General features: G+C 53.3%; 14 protein-coding genes. 6 read left to right on the top strand and 8 right to left on the bottom strand.

Translation table 11 applies throughout. The features are described from left to right. Nucleotides 1-2: 2 nt before the first annotated feature. Both QA596_09930 and QA596_09925 read right to left on the bottom strand, forming a co-directional pair. Nucleotides 3-266, bottom strand: a complete 264-nt coding sequence (locus QA596_09930; protein ID MDG5767784.1) for a hypothetical protein — start codon at nucleotides 264-266, stop codon at nucleotides 3-5. Between the two features lie 2 nt (nucleotides 267-268). Then, nucleotides 269-820 carry a hypothetical protein gene (locus tag QA596_09925; GenBank protein MDG5767783.1) on the bottom strand — a complete coding sequence of 184 codons (552 nt, stop codon included), beginning with the start codon at nucleotides 818-820 and terminating at the stop codon, nucleotides 269-271. Between the two features lie 177 nt (nucleotides 821-997). On the opposite strand from QA596_09925, the gene QA596_09920 reads away from it, so the two are divergent. The 6 genes from QA596_09920 to QA596_09895 all read left to right on the top strand — a co-directional run bounded on the left by QA596_09920 (nucleotide 998) and on the right by QA596_09895 (nucleotide 8263). Beyond that, on the top strand, nucleotides 998-1348 hold the full coding sequence (locus QA596_09920; protein ID MDG5767782.1) for an arsenate reductase family protein: 351 nt from the start codon (nucleotides 998-1000) through the stop codon (nucleotides 1346-1348). Beyond that, complete coding sequence (locus QA596_09915; GenBank protein MDG5767781.1) at nucleotides 1348-2169, top strand: DUF3108 domain-containing protein; 822 nt, start codon at nucleotides 1348-1350, stop codon at nucleotides 2167-2169. The genes QA596_09920 and QA596_09915 overlap by 1 nt, the downstream gene beginning before the upstream one ends. 165 nt (nucleotides 2170-2334) lie before the next feature. Continuing rightward, a complete protein-coding gene (dut, locus tag QA596_09910; protein ID MDG5767780.1) occupies nucleotides 2335-2769 on the top strand; it encodes a dUTP diphosphatase in 435 nt (144 codons plus the stop codon). Next, nucleotides 2766-4073: an MFS transporter gene (locus QA596_09905; GenBank protein MDG5767779.1), complete on the top strand. Its 1308-nt coding sequence runs from the start codon at nucleotides 2766-2768 to the stop codon at nucleotides 4071-4073. The genes dut and QA596_09905 overlap by 4 nt, the downstream gene beginning before the upstream one ends. Nucleotides 4074-4666: 593 nt before the next feature. Beyond that, on the top strand, nucleotides 4667-6370 hold the full coding sequence (locus QA596_09900; GenBank protein MDG5767778.1) for a T9SS type A sorting domain-containing protein: 1704 nt from the start codon (nucleotides 4667-4669) through the stop codon (nucleotides 6368-6370). Between the two features lie 267 nt (nucleotides 6371-6637). Next, nucleotides 6638-8263: an MFS transporter gene (locus QA596_09895; GenBank protein MDG5767777.1), complete on the top strand. Its 1626-nt coding sequence runs from the start codon at nucleotides 6638-6640 to the stop codon at nucleotides 8261-8263. A gap of 9 nt (nucleotides 8264-8272) precedes the next feature. Here QA596_09895 and proC read toward each other — a convergent pair whose 3' ends face one another. The 6 genes from proC to cimA all read right to left on the bottom strand — a co-directional run bounded on the left by proC (nucleotide 8273) and on the right by cimA (nucleotide 15322). Further along, nucleotides 8273-9088, bottom strand: a complete 816-nt coding sequence (proC, locus tag QA596_09890) for a pyrroline-5-carboxylate reductase (protein MDG5767776.1) — start codon at nucleotides 9086-9088, stop codon at nucleotides 8273-8275. Nucleotides 9089-9094: 6 nt separating this feature from the next. Beyond that, complete coding sequence (gene leuB, locus QA596_09885) at nucleotides 9095-10168, bottom strand: 3-isopropylmalate dehydrogenase (protein ID MDG5767775.1); 1074 nt, start codon at nucleotides 10166-10168, stop codon at nucleotides 9095-9097. 190 nt (nucleotides 10169-10358) lie between these two features. Continuing rightward, on the bottom strand, nucleotides 10359-10916 hold the full coding sequence (locus tag QA596_09880; protein MDG5767774.1) for a 3-isopropylmalate dehydratase: 558 nt from the start codon (nucleotides 10914-10916) through the stop codon (nucleotides 10359-10361). Nucleotides 10917-11102: 186 nt separating this feature from the next. Next, on the bottom strand, nucleotides 11103-12410 hold the full coding sequence (locus tag QA596_09875) for a 3-isopropylmalate dehydratase large subunit (GenBank protein ID MDG5767773.1): 1308 nt from the start codon (nucleotides 12408-12410) through the stop codon (nucleotides 11103-11105). Nucleotides 12411-12518: 108 nt separating this feature from the next. Next, complete coding sequence (locus QA596_09870; GenBank protein ID MDG5767772.1) at nucleotides 12519-13727, bottom strand: 2-isopropylmalate synthase; 1209 nt, start codon at nucleotides 13725-13727, stop codon at nucleotides 12519-12521. Then, nucleotides 13724-15322, bottom strand: coding sequence for a citramalate synthase (cimA, locus tag QA596_09865; GenBank protein MDG5767771.1), 1599 nt, complete (start codon nucleotides 15320-15322; stop codon nucleotides 13724-13726). Before cimA ends, QA596_09870 begins: the two co-directional genes overlap by 4 nt. Between the last annotated feature and the right edge of the window lie 3 nt (nucleotides 15323-15325).

The following is a 15325-nucleotide window of genomic DNA, read 5'->3' as shown; positions in this document are numbered from 1 at the left end:
AGCTACCGGTGCATGGCGTTCAGGCCGCTTTTTGTAGCTCGATAGAAGAACGACTCGGGATGGTCGTTGTCGAAATGTCGGACTTTTTGCCCAATATTGCCACCAAAGCCTTCGTACACCTCGATCATGTTGAGATGCAGCAGGGTGGTCAGGTCGTCCCGCACCTCACCCGGACTGAGCCCCGTCTCTTCCCGGATATGGTGGTACGATTCGGGATAGATCAGCTGCTGCAAAATGCTTCTCTGGCTTTCGGTTATGTTGCTCATGGTTACAAAAGCTGGACGTCACCGTAGGTGATCAGATTGTTGTTGCGGTCGAAGATGAATACCCGATGCAACCCGTTGTTGGTCTGCTGGGCCACCCTGTAGACACCATTGTAGGCGAAGTCGGCCGGCTCAAAGCTGAGTACCACCCGTTCCGCCGCACGGATGGTCCGCTCTTCCGCATCGAGCAACCTTCGGTAGCTGAGGTCGTGCATATCGGGGTAAGCCATTGCGTATATTCCTTCAATAGTACCGCTGCCGGTAGCAAAAAGCTCAATTTCCACACGCTGATCTTCGGTGGGATTGGGGAAAGCGGGAATTTCCACCTCTATGAACATCCGGAACATGGGTCCGATCTGCCAGTCGCTGTCATCAACATGGCTGGTATCCACCACCCCGCCGGACGATACCCGGGTGAAGTTTTCCGGTGTGCGGAAGGCGTTTCGCTCGAATTCTATCTGATCCTCGCTGCGGCTGCATCCCATCGCGGCCGCCGAAATCATGATGGCAGCAAAAAGGAACGCCAGGAGTGGTGCTTCAGTGTTGTATCGGTTCATGGTCATTTTAAAAAATCGACATGGGGTTTCATGCGATAATATGTAATTTCCTGTGGGCCGGATGTTGCAGTGCTACAGTATATTTGGCCGGTGTCACAAAACAGGTTCAGGCCCGCAACCCGGGGAATGAGAAATCCGGCATGCCCCGGGGAAGCGGTAACTCAAAAATAACGAATTATGTTGGAAGTAATTGGCATAACCAATTGTAATACCATAAAAAAAACCAGAGACTGGCTGGAAGAACAGGGAATTGAGTATTCCTTCCGTGACGTGAAGAAGGATCCGCTAACGCCGAACGAACTCGCCGACCTGGTGATGAAGGCGGGGCTGGACACACTGGTCAACCGCCGCGGCCGCAAGTGGAAGATGTTGGGTCTGGCGGATAAAGAACTTTCCGACAACGACCTGTTTGATGTGCTCCTGGAGCATCAGACCATGATCAAAAGGCCGGTTCTTCGCTACGGGGATGCCGTACTGGTGGGTTTTGATGAAGACGCCATCGAAATATTCCTGGAGGAAAGCCTGTAATGCCGCGACCGTTATCCATCGTAGTGGCTCTTGGAGTGGCCGGCCTGTTTTTTATCGCATCCGGAATCGGTGGAAGCATTGCTATGGGCAACAATCACACCGAAAGCACCGGCGCGGGCCCGCCCAGCATGGAGGTGCTGGAACACCTCAACGAGCGGTTCACCTACGAAGTGAGATACGGATTTCTGCGGCTCGGCAATGTACATGTGTATGTTGAAAGGGATACCGTCTACCGGGACACCCCGGTGAGGCATCTGGTCACCGAGATGGTCTCCAACCGACGCCTGCCCCTGGTGGGCTATCGTGAGGTGCATTACCACAGCTATATCGCCTTCAACGACTCCGTTCCCTATGGTGTGCGATTCTGGCAGAACAGCCTGCACCACGACATGATGGAACGGTATCTCTATGATTATGATTACGAACAGGGCAGGGTCTACAGCTTCGAGGAAGGGGAACCGGTGGATACGCTGGATCTCGATCGACCGTCCGACAGCGGACCCGCCATCATGTTCTACGCCCGTTTATTTGCCGGAACCGACAGCAACCGAACCTACCCGATCTATATTGACCATGAGGCCTCTGAAATCGAAATGGCTTTCACCAGCCGAAAGGAACCTTATGAATCGAAAGCATTTCCGGATGAAGCCATCTCTGCATACTATATGGAGGGAAATGCCGATTTCGAAGGACCCTTCGGCTTTTCAGGAGAATTTGAAGCCTATTTCCGCGACGACGAGCTGCGCATACCGCTGGAAGCCAGAGTCAGTATCTGGCTGGGCAGCGTGAGGGTCAGACTCGTGGAGTACGAGCGGTATTAATCCGCTGAGGAGAATTCCGCTCCGGATCTCCCCGCTGGTCCGGGGTAACGATTTGGCCCTGATTGGCTGTTGAATCCCGATATCTTGAGAATCAACTTTTTGTAGTAATGCCATTTGACGGCTCCGGCCGACACCTAAAATATTCGTGTGATACTCATGCATGTAATGATAAAAAAGCTGCCGCACGCGGAATCCCTGGACCTTCCCGCCTACGCAACGCCGGATTCGGCCGGAATGGACCTGCGGGCCGCACCCGGCCGGCCGGTGGTTCTGAAACCCGGTGAACGCGCCCTGATTCCCACCGGCCTCCAGATGGCCATTCAGCGAGGCTACGAAGCCCAGATCCGGCCGCGCAGCGGGCTGGCCTACAAACACGGAATCACCATGCTTAATACCCCCGGAACCATCGACGCCGACTATCGTGGCGAAGTCAAAGTGCTGGCGATAAACCTGGGTGAGGAGCCTTTTACCATCGAACACGGCGACCGCATCGCCCAAATGGTATTCGCACCGGTAACCAGGGCTATTGTGACCGGTGTGCAGGAACTTCCTGAAACCGAACGGGGAGTCGGCGGTTTTGGAAGCACAGGAAAGTCTTGAGTAAACTCCAGCCATATCTTCATGTACTGCGCAGCAACCATCAGTTCCGAAGGGTGTGGCTGAGTCAGATTATTTCCAATTTCGGTGACTGGTTCGGGGTAATTGCGGTGTTCACCATCGTCCTTGAGTACTCCGATTCCGAATTCCTGCTGGGGCTGGTCATTGTCACCAAGTTCCTGGCCTTTGCCGCACTTTCTCCCTACGCCGGGTACCTCGCCGACCGGTACGACCGCCGCATGCTCATGATAATCTGCGACTTCGGGCGCGGAGCGGTTGTGCTCAGTTTCCTCTTTGTGCGCGATCCCTCGCTGCTCTGGCTGGTGTATGTGCTTACCACCATGCAGATGGGCTTCGCTTCCATCTTTGAACCCGCCAAACAGGCCTCCATACCCAACATCACCAGCGGGGACGAGCTGGTGAAGGCCAACATCATTTCCAATCTGTCCTGGAGCATCATTTTTACCACCGGCATGGGAATTGGCGGCCTGGCCACCGCCTGGTTCGGTACCGATGCCGTCTTTGTCATCAACGGAACCGGATATATCCTGTCCACCTGGTTTATTTTCAAGGCGACCATCCCGCATCACCGGGATGAACAGACGATGCAGTCCCTGAGCAACCCGGTCAGTGGCATTATCGACGGCTATCGTTTCATTTTTTCCAACCCGCATATTCTCAGGCCGGCCCTGGCCAAAGGCACTATTACGTTCTTTCTGGGAGCGTTGGTGTATATGCTGATTCTGGTCTCGGAAGAAATCCTGCTGATGGGCAGCATCGGGCTCGGTTTGCTGTATGCCAGCCGGGGGTTCGGAACGGCCGTCGGGCCCGTTCTGGTGAGACGCTATTTCAGTGACGAACGCAACTGGGTCAGGATGATGGGGCTGGCGATGATCTCCGCCGGTTTGTTCTACCTGGTTATCGGCTCCATCGGGATCGCCTGGGTAATGCTGATCCTGGTGTTTCTGGCGCACTGTGGATCCGGCGCCAACTGGGTGATGAGCACCGTTCTGCTGCAACAGCGGTCACCGGACGCGTTTCGCGGACGAATCTTCAGCTCGGAGTGGCTGCTGTTTACCTCCTTGCAGGCACTGTCGGTTACCGGAGCCTCATTGATTATGGAGTTTGGCCTGTTGACACTACGGCAGGCTATCTGGATCTATTCCGCCGGACTCATTATTGCCGGAGTGCTTTGGATCTGGCTTGTGGCATCAAGGGAGTCGCGCTGGAACCGAATGAAGGAAGCCCATGCCCGGCAGGAGGATATGCGGAAACATCAAATTTCTGCCGTTCCGGATCAGGGATAGTATGTTATTATACCGCCAGTTTGATGATGTCCGATTCGGTTGCTTCAAACAGTCCGATTCCCACTAAAGAATCACTGATTTGATTCCAGCAGCATCCGACATAAACCAGCATCAAAATAACCTGCTACCTTACCGTACAAGTTTCAGGTCATTAGCACTCGCCAAATATTATTTAATTGGCTTTGGTTCAAGTAGAAATGGTAAACATTGAATACAAATTGTTGTTTCGATACTCCTGCTCTTAAAAGTGAGAGTTTAATTCATAAACATAGATGATACAAACTATTCGATAAAGGTTATTTTTAAAACTATGAGAGACCTGACTATTTATAAAGTTGAACTTGAAATAAAATGCATAATCGACTATAAGTAAGCGATTATGTGACCTGTTGGTTGCTGTTATACTGGTTTCTTTAGATTCACTACCTCAGAATTCCGGTGTTGAAACCAGGATGACCCAATAAAACCGAAACATGGCAGATTTTTTTTACTCCTTAAAATTACATTTTATGAACTCCCAAGAGTGGTATATGAGGAAGCCGATTTCGAACATATCGCCCACTGCTGTAATCAGGGCACTAACGGTGACGGGAATGATGGTTTTTATGGGGCTGTTTGCTTCGGTTTCCGCTCAATTCGAAGGAGGCAACGGCGAAATGGAAGATCCGTTTCAGGTGGCGACGCTTGAACAATTGCAGGAAGTGGCCGGTCACCCGGACCAGCACTTCATTCAGATCGCCGATATAGATGCAAGCGCAACAGCCGAATGGAATGACGGGGCGGGCTTTGAGCCGATCGGGGATGATACAATACCGTTTACCGGAAATTATAACGGCAACGGCTATGAAATTGACGGGCTGTACATCAATCGACCTGGTGAGTATTACACCGGCCTTTTTGGTTACATCAAGGATGCTTCCATCAGTAATATCGGCTTGATTGAAAATGCTATTGTTGGGCAAACGGGTGGCGCGGACACTGTGAGCGTAGAGGGTCAATATATCGGTGGACTGATCGGGTATAATGAAGGGGGAACGGTCACCGATTCGTATGCCACAGGCAATGTCAGCGTAGAGGGCCAATATGTTGGTGGGCTGGTCGGGTATAATTATTACGGCAATGTTACCGGCTCGCATGCTACAGGTGAAGTGAGCGGGAATTGGTTTACAGGCGGGTTAATCGGGGAGAATGGCGGAGGCACTGTTATCGATTCCTATGCTACAGGCGATGTGAACGGGAGTTGGTTTACAGCCGGGCTGATCGGGAGTATAGGCAGTGAGTTCGCCCCCGGAGGCACTGTCACCGATTCCTATGCCACCGGCGATGTGAGCGGAACAGGTAATACCATCGGCGGGTTGATCGGGAGAAATGGAGGCGGCGTTGTCACCGGCTCCCACGCCAAAGGGAATGTTATCGGAACAGGTAATAATGCCGGTGGACTGATCGGGTGGAATGCTTCCGGCGATGTCACCGGTTCCCATGCTGAAGGAAATGTCATCGGGACAGGTGATAACGTCGGCGGGCTGATCGGGTGGAATGCTTATGGCAATGTCACCGAATCCTTTGGCATAGGTGTTGTTAACGGGCGGAATCGTATAGGAGGTTTTATCGGTGACAATTTGGGTGGTTTGATTCAAGACTCCTATGCGCTTGGAACAGTTGATGGCGATGAAGAAGTTGGTGGGCTCGTCGGTGCAAACCGAAATGATGGAGAAATTACAATAAGTTTTTCTGCCGGTACCGTATCCGGGAATACGGATGTGGGTGGCTTTGCAGGATATAACGGGGGAACAATAGAAAATTGTTACTGGGACACCAACTCCGGCGAACAAGAACAGGGAATTGGCAGAGGCTCTTCTGAAGGAGTTATTGGGTTATCAACCGATCAAATAACCGGTACATCTGCACATGGTAACATGGAAGAATTTGACTTTGAAGAAATATGGCTATTAACCGAAGGTTATCCGGCATTGCATTGGGAAGATGTAGAATCAATAAAAGTTTTTGCAGAAAAACATGAATATGATCAACCCGAACAATTCATTTTGCACCAAAACTCCCCCAACCCCTTCAACCCTTCCACCCGGATCCGTTTCGCTATTCCGGAACAGGCTCATGTAAAACTTTCAGTATATAACCTGATCGGCCAGCAGGTAGCAACTCTGGTAAACGGGATCCGGTCAGCAGGCTGGCATGATGCCACCTTTGATGCGTCTGCCCTTTCCAGCGGTGTGTTTATCTACCGGATTAAGGCCGGGGAGTATGTGGAGACCAGGCAGATGATGTTTGTGAAGTGAGGAGAGATGATTGCATGCATTTTCAAGATGGTGAGGTTGCCTGTTGTGGCCACCGGGTTGATCATAACAGGAGTGGCATGGTTGTGGATTGTGGCCCGGAAAGAGTCGCGCTGGCACCGCATGCAGGCAGCCCGTCCCTGGCGGGAGGATATGCGTAAACATCAAATTTCTGCAGTTCCGGATCAGGGATAATGATTTATTTTTCTATATTCAATTAATCAAAATGAATTATTAAAAAATAACTCATAAAGGATTAATCATACGGGTATGGAATTTTCTGCTAAGAGCAGGCTTTCTTTCTGGGAAAAAGCAGGTTATGCTCTTGGAGACGGGGCTGCCAATATTGCCTGGAGAGGTGTGACCACCTTTTTATTTGTTTTTTATACCGATGTTTATGGCTTGAATCCGGCATCAGTTGGGTTGTTGATGCTTATTGCCCGTTCCAGTGATGGCTTCAGCGATGTGGCCATGGGTATCATCGGAGATCGTACGCATTCCAGATTCGGCAAGTTCCGCCCATGGATTTTATGGACGGCTGTTCCCCTGGCCGTGATGCTCTCGATGCTGTTTTTTGTCCCTGACCTGAGCTACACGGGTAAACTGATCTATGCTTACTCCACGTATATCCTTTTTACGCTCATATATACGGCCAATAACGTTCCTTATGGAGCTTTGATGGCGGTGATGACCGGCGATAACAAGGAGCGTGCCAGTATCGGATCGTTCAGAATGGTTGGAGCTTTTGCCGGCGGCATGCTGGTACAGGGTTCATTGCTGCTGCTGGTTTCATTGTTCGGTAATGTTGGCCCCGAGATTCATGTGACGAAAATGGATACGGAGGAGTTCCGGGTCACGGTATCGTCATCGAGAAATGTGGAAAATGCCAATATCAGCACCGATGCCGGGCTCGCCCTGTTTGTATGGGCGGATCCTGATGAGCTGAACCCTGCCCATGAACCTGCCCCCGGGATGAGTTTTACCATGGAGGCCAATGAGCCCTATACGTTTATCATTTCGGGGGAGGAGGATCTGCAGGCCGCTGACATTGTGATCATTGACCAGGAGCGCGGCTACAGTTATTCGATGTTCCTGATGTCGGTTTTTCTGGCGCTGTTCCTGATTGTTACTTTTTTCAGTACCAAAGAGCGCGTTACGCCACCGGTATCCCAGCAGACCAACCTGAAAAATGATCTAAAGGATTTGATCAAAAACCGGCCGTGGCTGGTGCTTCTTGTCATCGGACTGTTATTCAGTGTCTATAATTCCATCAAACAGGGGATTATTGTCATTTATTTTTCCCACTATTTGAACGAACCGCTGATGGCCGGTACGTTTATGGTCGGACTGATGCTTGCCTCGATCGGTGGGGCAATGATCACTGCTCCACTAAGCCGTATATTCGGCAAGAAAAGCCTGTTTATTTATGCCCTGATCTTTTCAGGGGGTATCAATGCACTGTTTTTTTTCTGCGGACCTGATGATATCATTCCCATTTTTATGATTGGCATCGTATCCGAGGTAGGGGCAGCCATATTTCCGACGTTGTTTTTTGCCATGCTCGGGGATGCCGCGGATTATTCGGAATATCAAAACAAACGTCGTGCCACCGGCCTGGTCTATTCGGCGGGATCATTTGCAACCAAGTTCGGTGGCGGAGTTGCAGGAGCCATCATTGGACTGGTACTGGCGGCATTTCACTATGATGGTCAGGATGCCGTCGCCATTCAGGGCGCTATTCCGGGTATCATCATGCTGATGAGCTGGATTCCGGCAGTCATAGCGATGCTGGCAGCCGTGTTAATGACATTTTATCCATTGAATCAGGAAAAGATGGACCGCATTACACTGGAGTTGAGCAACAGGCGGGCCGAAGAAAACTCAGGCCGGGGATAATTCCAATCACTATTCCTGACCCAGTTCCCTCGCACGCCGGGCTGTTTCGTCAACCGCCTTGATCAGGGTTTTTCGCAGGCCGCCTTCCTCCAGTTTCAGTAAACCGTCGATGGTACATCCGGCCGGGGTGGTCACGTGGTCTTTCAAAATAGCGGGATGCTGTCCCGTTTCTACCACCATCTTTGCCGAACCGAGACATGCCTGGGCAACGAGCAGGGTCGAAATGTCACGGGGAAGGCCGCATTTGACACCACCCTCGGCCAGGGCTTCGATAATCACATAGAAAAAAGCCGGCCCGCTTGCACTGAGTCCCGTAACCGCGTCAAAATGATGCTCGTCCAGGACCAGCGTTTTTCCGACCGCGTCAAACAGTTTCTGGGCCTGTTGAATGTGCTCGCCGTTGGATTTGTTTCCCGCCGCGAGAACCGTCATGCCGGCGCCGATTTCACTCGGAGTGTTGGGCATGGCCCGTATTACCGGAACCGGCTTTTGAATGGCCTCCTGAAGCTGCTGCAAGGTAAAGCCGGCCATAATGGAAATCACCAGCTGGTCGGGCCTGAGCACATCGCGAATGGAGGCGATCACCTGCGTGGCGGTCTGGGGCTTGACACATAACAGGATGATGTCTCCCTTTTCAGCCGCCTCGGCATTGTCGGTGGATCCGGACACACCAAGTTTCTCCTTGAAGAAAGTAATACGTCCCGGGTGCTTGTCGGCGACAAACAGATGTTTCTTTTTGAGTGTTTTTGTGGAGAGCAGACGGGAGATCAGCGTTTCCCCCATTTTGCCTCCGCCGATTACGGTAATACTTTTAGCCTTGAACATAATATATCACTCTTTCATGGTTTCAAGAATCCGATCGCCCATTTCGGAGGTGGACAGGATGTGGCGGGCGTGTCGGCTCATATCCTTGCAATTGTATCCTGCATTCAGCACTTTGGCGATCGCTTTTTCAATATCCACCGCCGCCTCTTCGTGGTTCAGCGAGTAGCGGAAGAGCAGGGCAGTGGAGGCCAGGGTAGCCAGCGGATTGGCGATGTCTTTTCCCGCAATATCCGGAGCGGATCCGTGCACAGGTTCGTACATGCCGGTACCGTCGCCAAGGCTGGCCGATGGCAGCATGCCGATCGACCCGGTGAGCATGGCCGCCTCGTCACTGAGGATGTCTCCGAACATGTTTTCCGTCAGTATCACATCAAACTGTCCCGGCTCCCGGATTAGCTGCATCGCGCAGTTATCCACCAGCATATGTTCCAGCTCCACATCGGGGTAGGATTCGGAAATACGGCTGACCGTCTTGCGCCACAGTTGCGAACTCGCCAGGATGTTGGCCTTGTCAACCGAGGTAACCTTGTTGCGGCGTTTTTTAGCCGCTTCAAATGCCGCAACCGCAATTCGTTCGATTTCGGATGTCGTGTACACCATGGTGTCCACGCCCACTTCCTCCCCGTCTTTTTCCGTGATCTCTTTCGGCTCGCCGAAATAGAGTCCGCCGGTGAGTTCGCGCACCACCAGCAGATCCACCCCGTCAACCACTTCCGGGCGGAGGGGGGAGGCGTCTTTAAGGGAGGAAAACACGGTTACCGGTCGCAGGTTGTTGTACAGGCCCAGCTCTTTCCGCAGCCTGAGCAACGCTTTCTCCGGACGCTTGTCGGCAGGAAAATCGTCCCATTTTGGTCCGCCTACCGCTCCCAGCAAAACCGCGTCCGATCTTTTGCACGCTTCGATGACCTCATCCTTTACCGGAATGTCGTGGGCGTCCAGACTGGCACCACCTGCCAGGTGACGCTCCGTCTCTATCTCCATCCCGTACCGCTCTGAAATGAAGGTGATGATTTTTTCCGCTTCCCTCACAACTTCCACACCGATGCCGTCACCGGGCAGAAGAACAATTTTTTTACTCATAACGTCCTTTATTGCTTTAAAATGCTGTATTGGTGGCGACAGGAGGTGCGCCGTAATCAACCACCGGAAGGCTTCCGGCGGTATCGGGTCTCTGCCTTCAGACCCCGCCCCCACCGATGTACCGGCGGAGAAGGATCCCGGATGGCAAATAATCCCCCTTTCCCCATCCTGCAAAATAGCGGATTTCCCGCTAAATCATACCGTGTTTGGCGGCGTATTTGAAGATTCCGCCGGCATCGACGATGTCCACAACATCGCCCAGTTTTTTCAGCGGATAACTCTTGCCGGTGGTGATGTTTTTGATGATATCCAGTTCCCCGTTGATCTCAACTTCGTCACCGGTCGAGATATGCTCGCTGAGGTCATCGTGACTTTCGTAGGGGATGATGAAACCGCCGTCGACCGCATTCCGGAAGAAGATCCGTGCGTACCCGGTGGCCACTACCGCTTCGGCGCCGGCAACCTGCAACGCGAACGGAGCGTGCTCCCGCGAGGAGCCGCAACCGAAGTTCTTGCCTCCGATAATCACCTTGAATTCCGATTCGAACTTGTCGGGGTCGGTAAACGGAATGTTTCCCCCGGGAAGGCCCGACTGAGCATCCGGCACTCCCGAAAGCGCATAGCGTCCGTAGAACCGTTTTTCCTCCGGATCCTCCAGACTGTACACGAGGTGTTCGGCGGGGATGATCTGGTCGGTGTCGATGTCGTTTCCAACGACAAATGCTTTTCCTTTAATAACTTTGCTCATGAGTAAATGTGGTTAATGGGTAAAAATCGATTGGCATGGTAACCGGTATGCTGTCTGTGCGGGCAGCCCGGCCGCTTCCGGACAACAGGCCGGCCTGACAGGCATCGCAAGTCGCGGTTCCGGTCCGGTACCCTGACTATCGGCCCGCCGGTTGACCGGCTTTGTCCTGCGGTACACCAAAATTCGTCAAACGGCACTTTCAACCGGCAGGTATTCCCGCGGATCGGTGATCTTTCCGGTGATGGCCGATGCGGCAACCGTATAGGGCGAAGCCAGATACACCTGCGCTTTTTTGGATCCCATCCGCCCCGGGAAATTCCGGTTGGTGGTGGAGATACAGACCTCTTCGCCCTGCATGCGTCCAAAGGTGTCGGAGGGGCCGCCCAGACAGGCCGCGCAGGAGGCTTCACCCATGCGGGCACCGGCGTTTTCAAAAATATCCCAGAGAGTTTCCCCTTCGTAATAGGTGGTTTTGAGATCTTCGCGAACTTTGGTTGTTGCGGGAACCACGTAGGTCTCAATACCAACCTCGTGTCCTTTGATGATTTTCGCGGCGGCCTCAAAGTCCGAGAGCTTGCCGCCGGTGCACGAGCCGATGTAGGCGCGGGTAAGGGGCGTGTTTCTGACCTCCCATACGGTCGCCTTGTTATCCGGCGAATGGGGTTTGGCGACCATGGGCTGAAGCTCGGAGCTTTTATAGGTACGCACACTGTGATACTTTGCGTCCGGGTCGTTGTACATTGGCGTAAACTGGTAGTCGGTGCGTTTGCGTACGTATTCGAAGGTTGTTTCGTCGGGTTCAACCACTCCGTTTTTGCCACCGCCCTCGATCACCATGTTGGTCAGCGTCATGCGCCCCTCCATATCCATGTTCATCACACCGTCGCCGGCAAATTCCATGGCACGATAGGTTCCGCCGTCCACACCGATATCTCCGATAATTTGAAGGATAAGGTCCTTGGCCATCACATACGGCGGGATTTCTCCTTCAAAAATAAACTTCATGGTCTCCGGCACTTTTACCCAGAGCTTGCCCGCACCCATGATGAATCCGGCGTCGGTATTTCCGATTCCGGTGGCGAACTGTCCGAACGCTCCCGCGGTGCAGGTATGCGAATCGGTACCGAAAAGCACGTCGCCGGGACGTGTGAAGCCTTCTTCGGGCATGGCGGTATGGCAGACCCCTTTATACCGGTCGGTGCCGACATCATAATAGTGCGGCAGGTCCTGGTCGGCGGCAAAGGCACGGAGGATGTCGATGTTGCGATTGGCGTACTTGTCGTTGGTGAAAATATAGTGGTCGGGGATGATAACGATCTTGTTTTTATCCCAAACCCGGGCATCCTGACCAAATTCCCGCTTGAAGATTCCGATGGTGGGTGGTCCGCAGACGTCGTGGGTCAGGAGAACGTCCACATTCACCCATACGGTTTCTCCGGCATCGACATGTGTGCGGCCCGATGCCCTGGCCAGGATTTTTTCCGTTAAAGTCATTGACATGATTACAGATAATTAGATAGTTCGTATGCTGTTGATAGTATAATGTGGCACGGCGGACTCTTCCGCAAATGCCTCACGAAAGAGCGGGGGCAGTTCCACCGGCTATTTCTTTTCAAGGATTTCCTGCACGGTCTCCTTGATAAACTTGTTACTGAGATCGGAAATTCCGGCGGGACCGAGTCCGTGAAGGTCATCGTCCTCGACAATCTTTTTGCTGTCGGTGATCCGGATGAACGCTTCGTACACCTCGTTCATCTCCTCCTTTGTGAACTTGTAGCCCAGGTTTTCCAGGCGGGCGCTCAGGGCGCGTCGCCCGGAGTGTTTGCCCAGCACAATCTTGTTGGATGAGATACCTACCGACTGCGGTGTCATGATCTCGTAGGTGAGCGGGTTTTTAAGCACGCCGTCCTGATGGATTCCCGCCTCGTGCGAAAAGGCGTTGTTTCCGACAATCGCCTTGTTCACCTGCACGTTCATGCCTGTGATTTCGCAGAGCATACGGCTGGTGGGGTAGATTTCGGTCGCGTTGATGCCGGTCTCCTGCTCAAACTCGGGACTCCGGGTCTGGATCGCCATTACAATTTCCTCAAGTGCGGCGTTGCCGGCCCGTTCGCCGATACCGTTCACAGTGCACTCGATTTGCTGCGCCCCGTTTCGAATGGCCATCAGGGAGTTTGCGACACCCATGCCGAGATCGTCGTGGCAATGCACACTCAGAATGGCCTTGTCGATATTGGATACACGCTGCCGAATCGTGCGGATCATCTCGCCAAACTCCCAGGGGAGGGCATACCCCACCGTGTCGGGGATGTTGATGACGTTGGCGCCGGCATCGATGGCCGCCTCCACAATCTGACAGAGGAAGTCGATGTCGGTGCGGGTGGCATCTTCGGCCGAAAACTCAACATCGGGCGAAAGGCTGCGGGCGTATTCCACCGCCCAGACCGCATCGTCCAGCACTTCCTGCCGCGACTTTTTGAGTTTGTATTTCATATGGATGTCGGAGGTGGCGATAAAGGTGTGAATGCGCGGTTTCTCCGCGTATTCCACCGCTTCCCAGGCGCGGTCTATGTCGCCTTTAATCGCACGGGAGAGTCCTGCAATGGTGCAGCTTTTGATTTTCTTCGCAATTTCGCGAACTGCCATGAAATCACTCTCGGAAGAGATGGGGAAGCCGGCTTCAATCACATCCGGCCCCAGTAGTTCGAGTTGACTCGCCATCCGAACTTTTTCTTCCAGGTTCATGCTGAACCCGGGTGCCTGTTCACCGTCGCGCAGAGTCGTGTCGAAAATCTGAATCCGTTTTTTCATAATTGTGAGTGATTTTCAGTGGTACGTTTATGTTGCTGAAGATAATAGGCCATACTTTCCATTAACGCCTGCCAGCTGGCCTCAATGATATTTTCCGAAACACCGACCGTTCCCCAGCTGGAGTTGTTGTTCTGGGAGTCGATGAGCACCCTGACCCTGGCCTGGGTGCCGTCTTTTTCGTTTAGAACCCGGACCTTGTAGTCCGAGAGCTGCATCTGATCCACTTCGGGATAGAATTTGCAAATCGCCTTGCGAAGGGCGGCATCCAGGGCGTGGACCGGGCCGTTGCCGTCGGCGGCGGTGTGTTCCTCCTCACCATTGACAATCAGCCGGATCGTCGCCTCCGAAAAAACTTCGCCTTTCTCGTTCTTTTCGATGATCACGCGGAAGCCGCGGAGCTCGAACAGATCTTCCCACTCCCCGGTGATCTTGCGGATCAGCAGGTCGAGGGAGCCTTCGGCCGCCTCAAACTGGTAGCCTTCGTTTTCCAGCTTTTTTAAAGCCTGAACCACCTCGGGAATTTTGTCACCGCACGCCTTCAGATCCATTCCCAGCTCTTGTGCCTTGAACTGGATGTTGCTCTTGCCAGATAGATCCGAAACCAGCACGCGCCGTTTGTTACCGATCTGTTCCGGCCGGATGTGCTCGTAGGTGGACGGATCCTTCATTACCGCGCTCACATGAATGCCGCCCTTGTGGGCGAATGCGCTCTTGCCGACAAACGGCTGATGGTCAAAGGGCGCCACATTGGCCACTTCGCTTACGAAATGGGAGAGGGAGGTCAGTTTTTCGATCTGCTCCGGTGCCATACACTCGTAACCGAGCTTGAGCTGAAGGTTGGGAATCACCGAGCAAAGGTTTACGTTTCCGCACCGCTCACCGTATCCGTTGATGGTCCCCTGCACATGCCGGCACCCGTTTTCGACCGCCGCCAGCGTATTGGCGACCGCCAGTTCACCGTCGTTGTGCGCGTGGATACCGATCGTCTTGTCGGGGAACCGGTCGACAATCATCCGTACAATATCGGCCACTTCCTGTGGAAGAGTCCCGCCATTGGTGTCACACAGCACCAGTACCGACGCTCCGGAGGCTGCGGCGGCTTCAAGAGTGGACAGCGCGTAGGCCGAATTGTCCTTGTATCCGTCGAAGAAATGTTCGGCGTCGTAGATGACCTCCTTGTCGTTGGAGGCCATGTAGCCGACCGACTGGCGGATCAGCTCCAGGTTCTCTTCCTCGGAGATGCCCAGGGCCTGCCTTACATGAAACAGCCATGTTTTGCCGAAGATCGAGACCGCCGGGGTGCCGGCCTGGACCAGCGCCTGGATGTTGGGGTCCGTTTCGGGGGTGTTGCCGCGGCGCATGGTGCTGCCGAAGGCCACCAGGCTGGCATGCCCGAACGACAGCTCCCGGGCCCGGTTGAAGAAATCCATATCCTTCGGGTTTGAGCCGGGCCATCCTCCCTCAATATAGTCGATGCCCATCTTGTCGAGACGGCGGGCGATGCGCAGCTTATCCTCCGAAGAGAGTGAGATGCCCTCGCCCTGGGTGCCGTCACGCAAGGTGGTATCGAACAGGTCTATCGATCGAAGTTTCATGAG

The sequence above is a fragment of the Balneolales bacterium ANBcel1 genome (genome assembly GCA_029688905.1).
Lineage (GTDB): Bacteria > Bacteroidota > Rhodothermia > Balneolales > Natronogracilivirgulaceae > SLLW01.
The sequence above is the reverse complement of the archived record's forward strand: the minus strand, read 5'-3'. Positions and strand labels throughout refer to the sequence as shown.

What these genes read in the sequence shown, in the direction of transcription:
- QA596_09930 (MDG5767784.1), bottom strand. Translation starts at nt 266, where the DNA reads ATGAGCAACATAACCGAAAGCCAGAGAAGCATTTTGCAGCAGCTGATC.
- QA596_09925 (MDG5767783.1), bottom strand. Translation starts at nt 820, where the DNA reads ATGAACCGATACAACACTGAAGCACCACTCCTGGCGTTCCTTTTTGCT.
- QA596_09920 (MDG5767782.1), top strand. Translation starts at nt 998, where the DNA reads ATGTTGGAAGTAATTGGCATAACCAATTGTAATACCATAAAAAAAACC.
- QA596_09915 (MDG5767781.1), top strand. Translation starts at nt 1,348, where the DNA reads ATGCCGCGACCGTTATCCATCGTAGTGGCTCTTGGAGTGGCCGGCCTG.
- dut (MDG5767780.1), top strand. Translation starts at nt 2,335, where the DNA reads ATGATAAAAAAGCTGCCGCACGCGGAATCCCTGGACCTTCCCGCCTAC.
- QA596_09900 (MDG5767778.1), top strand. Translation starts at nt 4,667, where the DNA reads ATGATGGTTTTTATGGGGCTGTTTGCTTCGGTTTCCGCTCAATTCGAA.
- QA596_09895 (MDG5767777.1), top strand. Translation starts at nt 6,638, where the DNA reads ATGGAATTTTCTGCTAAGAGCAGGCTTTCTTTCTGGGAAAAAGCAGGT.
- proC (MDG5767776.1), bottom strand. Translation starts at nt 9,088, where the DNA reads ATGTTCAAGGCTAAAAGTATTACCGTAATCGGCGGAGGCAAAATGGGG.
- leuB (MDG5767775.1), bottom strand. Translation starts at nt 10,168, where the DNA reads ATGAGTAAAAAAATTGTTCTTCTGCCCGGTGACGGCATCGGTGTGGAA.
- QA596_09880 (MDG5767774.1), bottom strand. Translation starts at nt 10,916, where the DNA reads ATGAGCAAAGTTATTAAAGGAAAAGCATTTGTCGTTGGAAACGACATC.
- QA596_09875 (MDG5767773.1), bottom strand. Translation starts at nt 12,410, where the DNA reads ATGACTTTAACGGAAAAAATCCTGGCCAGGGCATCGGGCCGCACACAT.
- QA596_09870 (MDG5767772.1), bottom strand. Translation starts at nt 13,727, where the DNA reads ATGAAAAAACGGATTCAGATTTTCGACACGACTCTGCGCGACGGTGAA.
- cimA (MDG5767771.1), bottom strand. Translation starts at nt 15,322, where the DNA reads ATGAAACTTCGATCGATAGACCTGTTCGATACCACCTTGCGTGACGGC.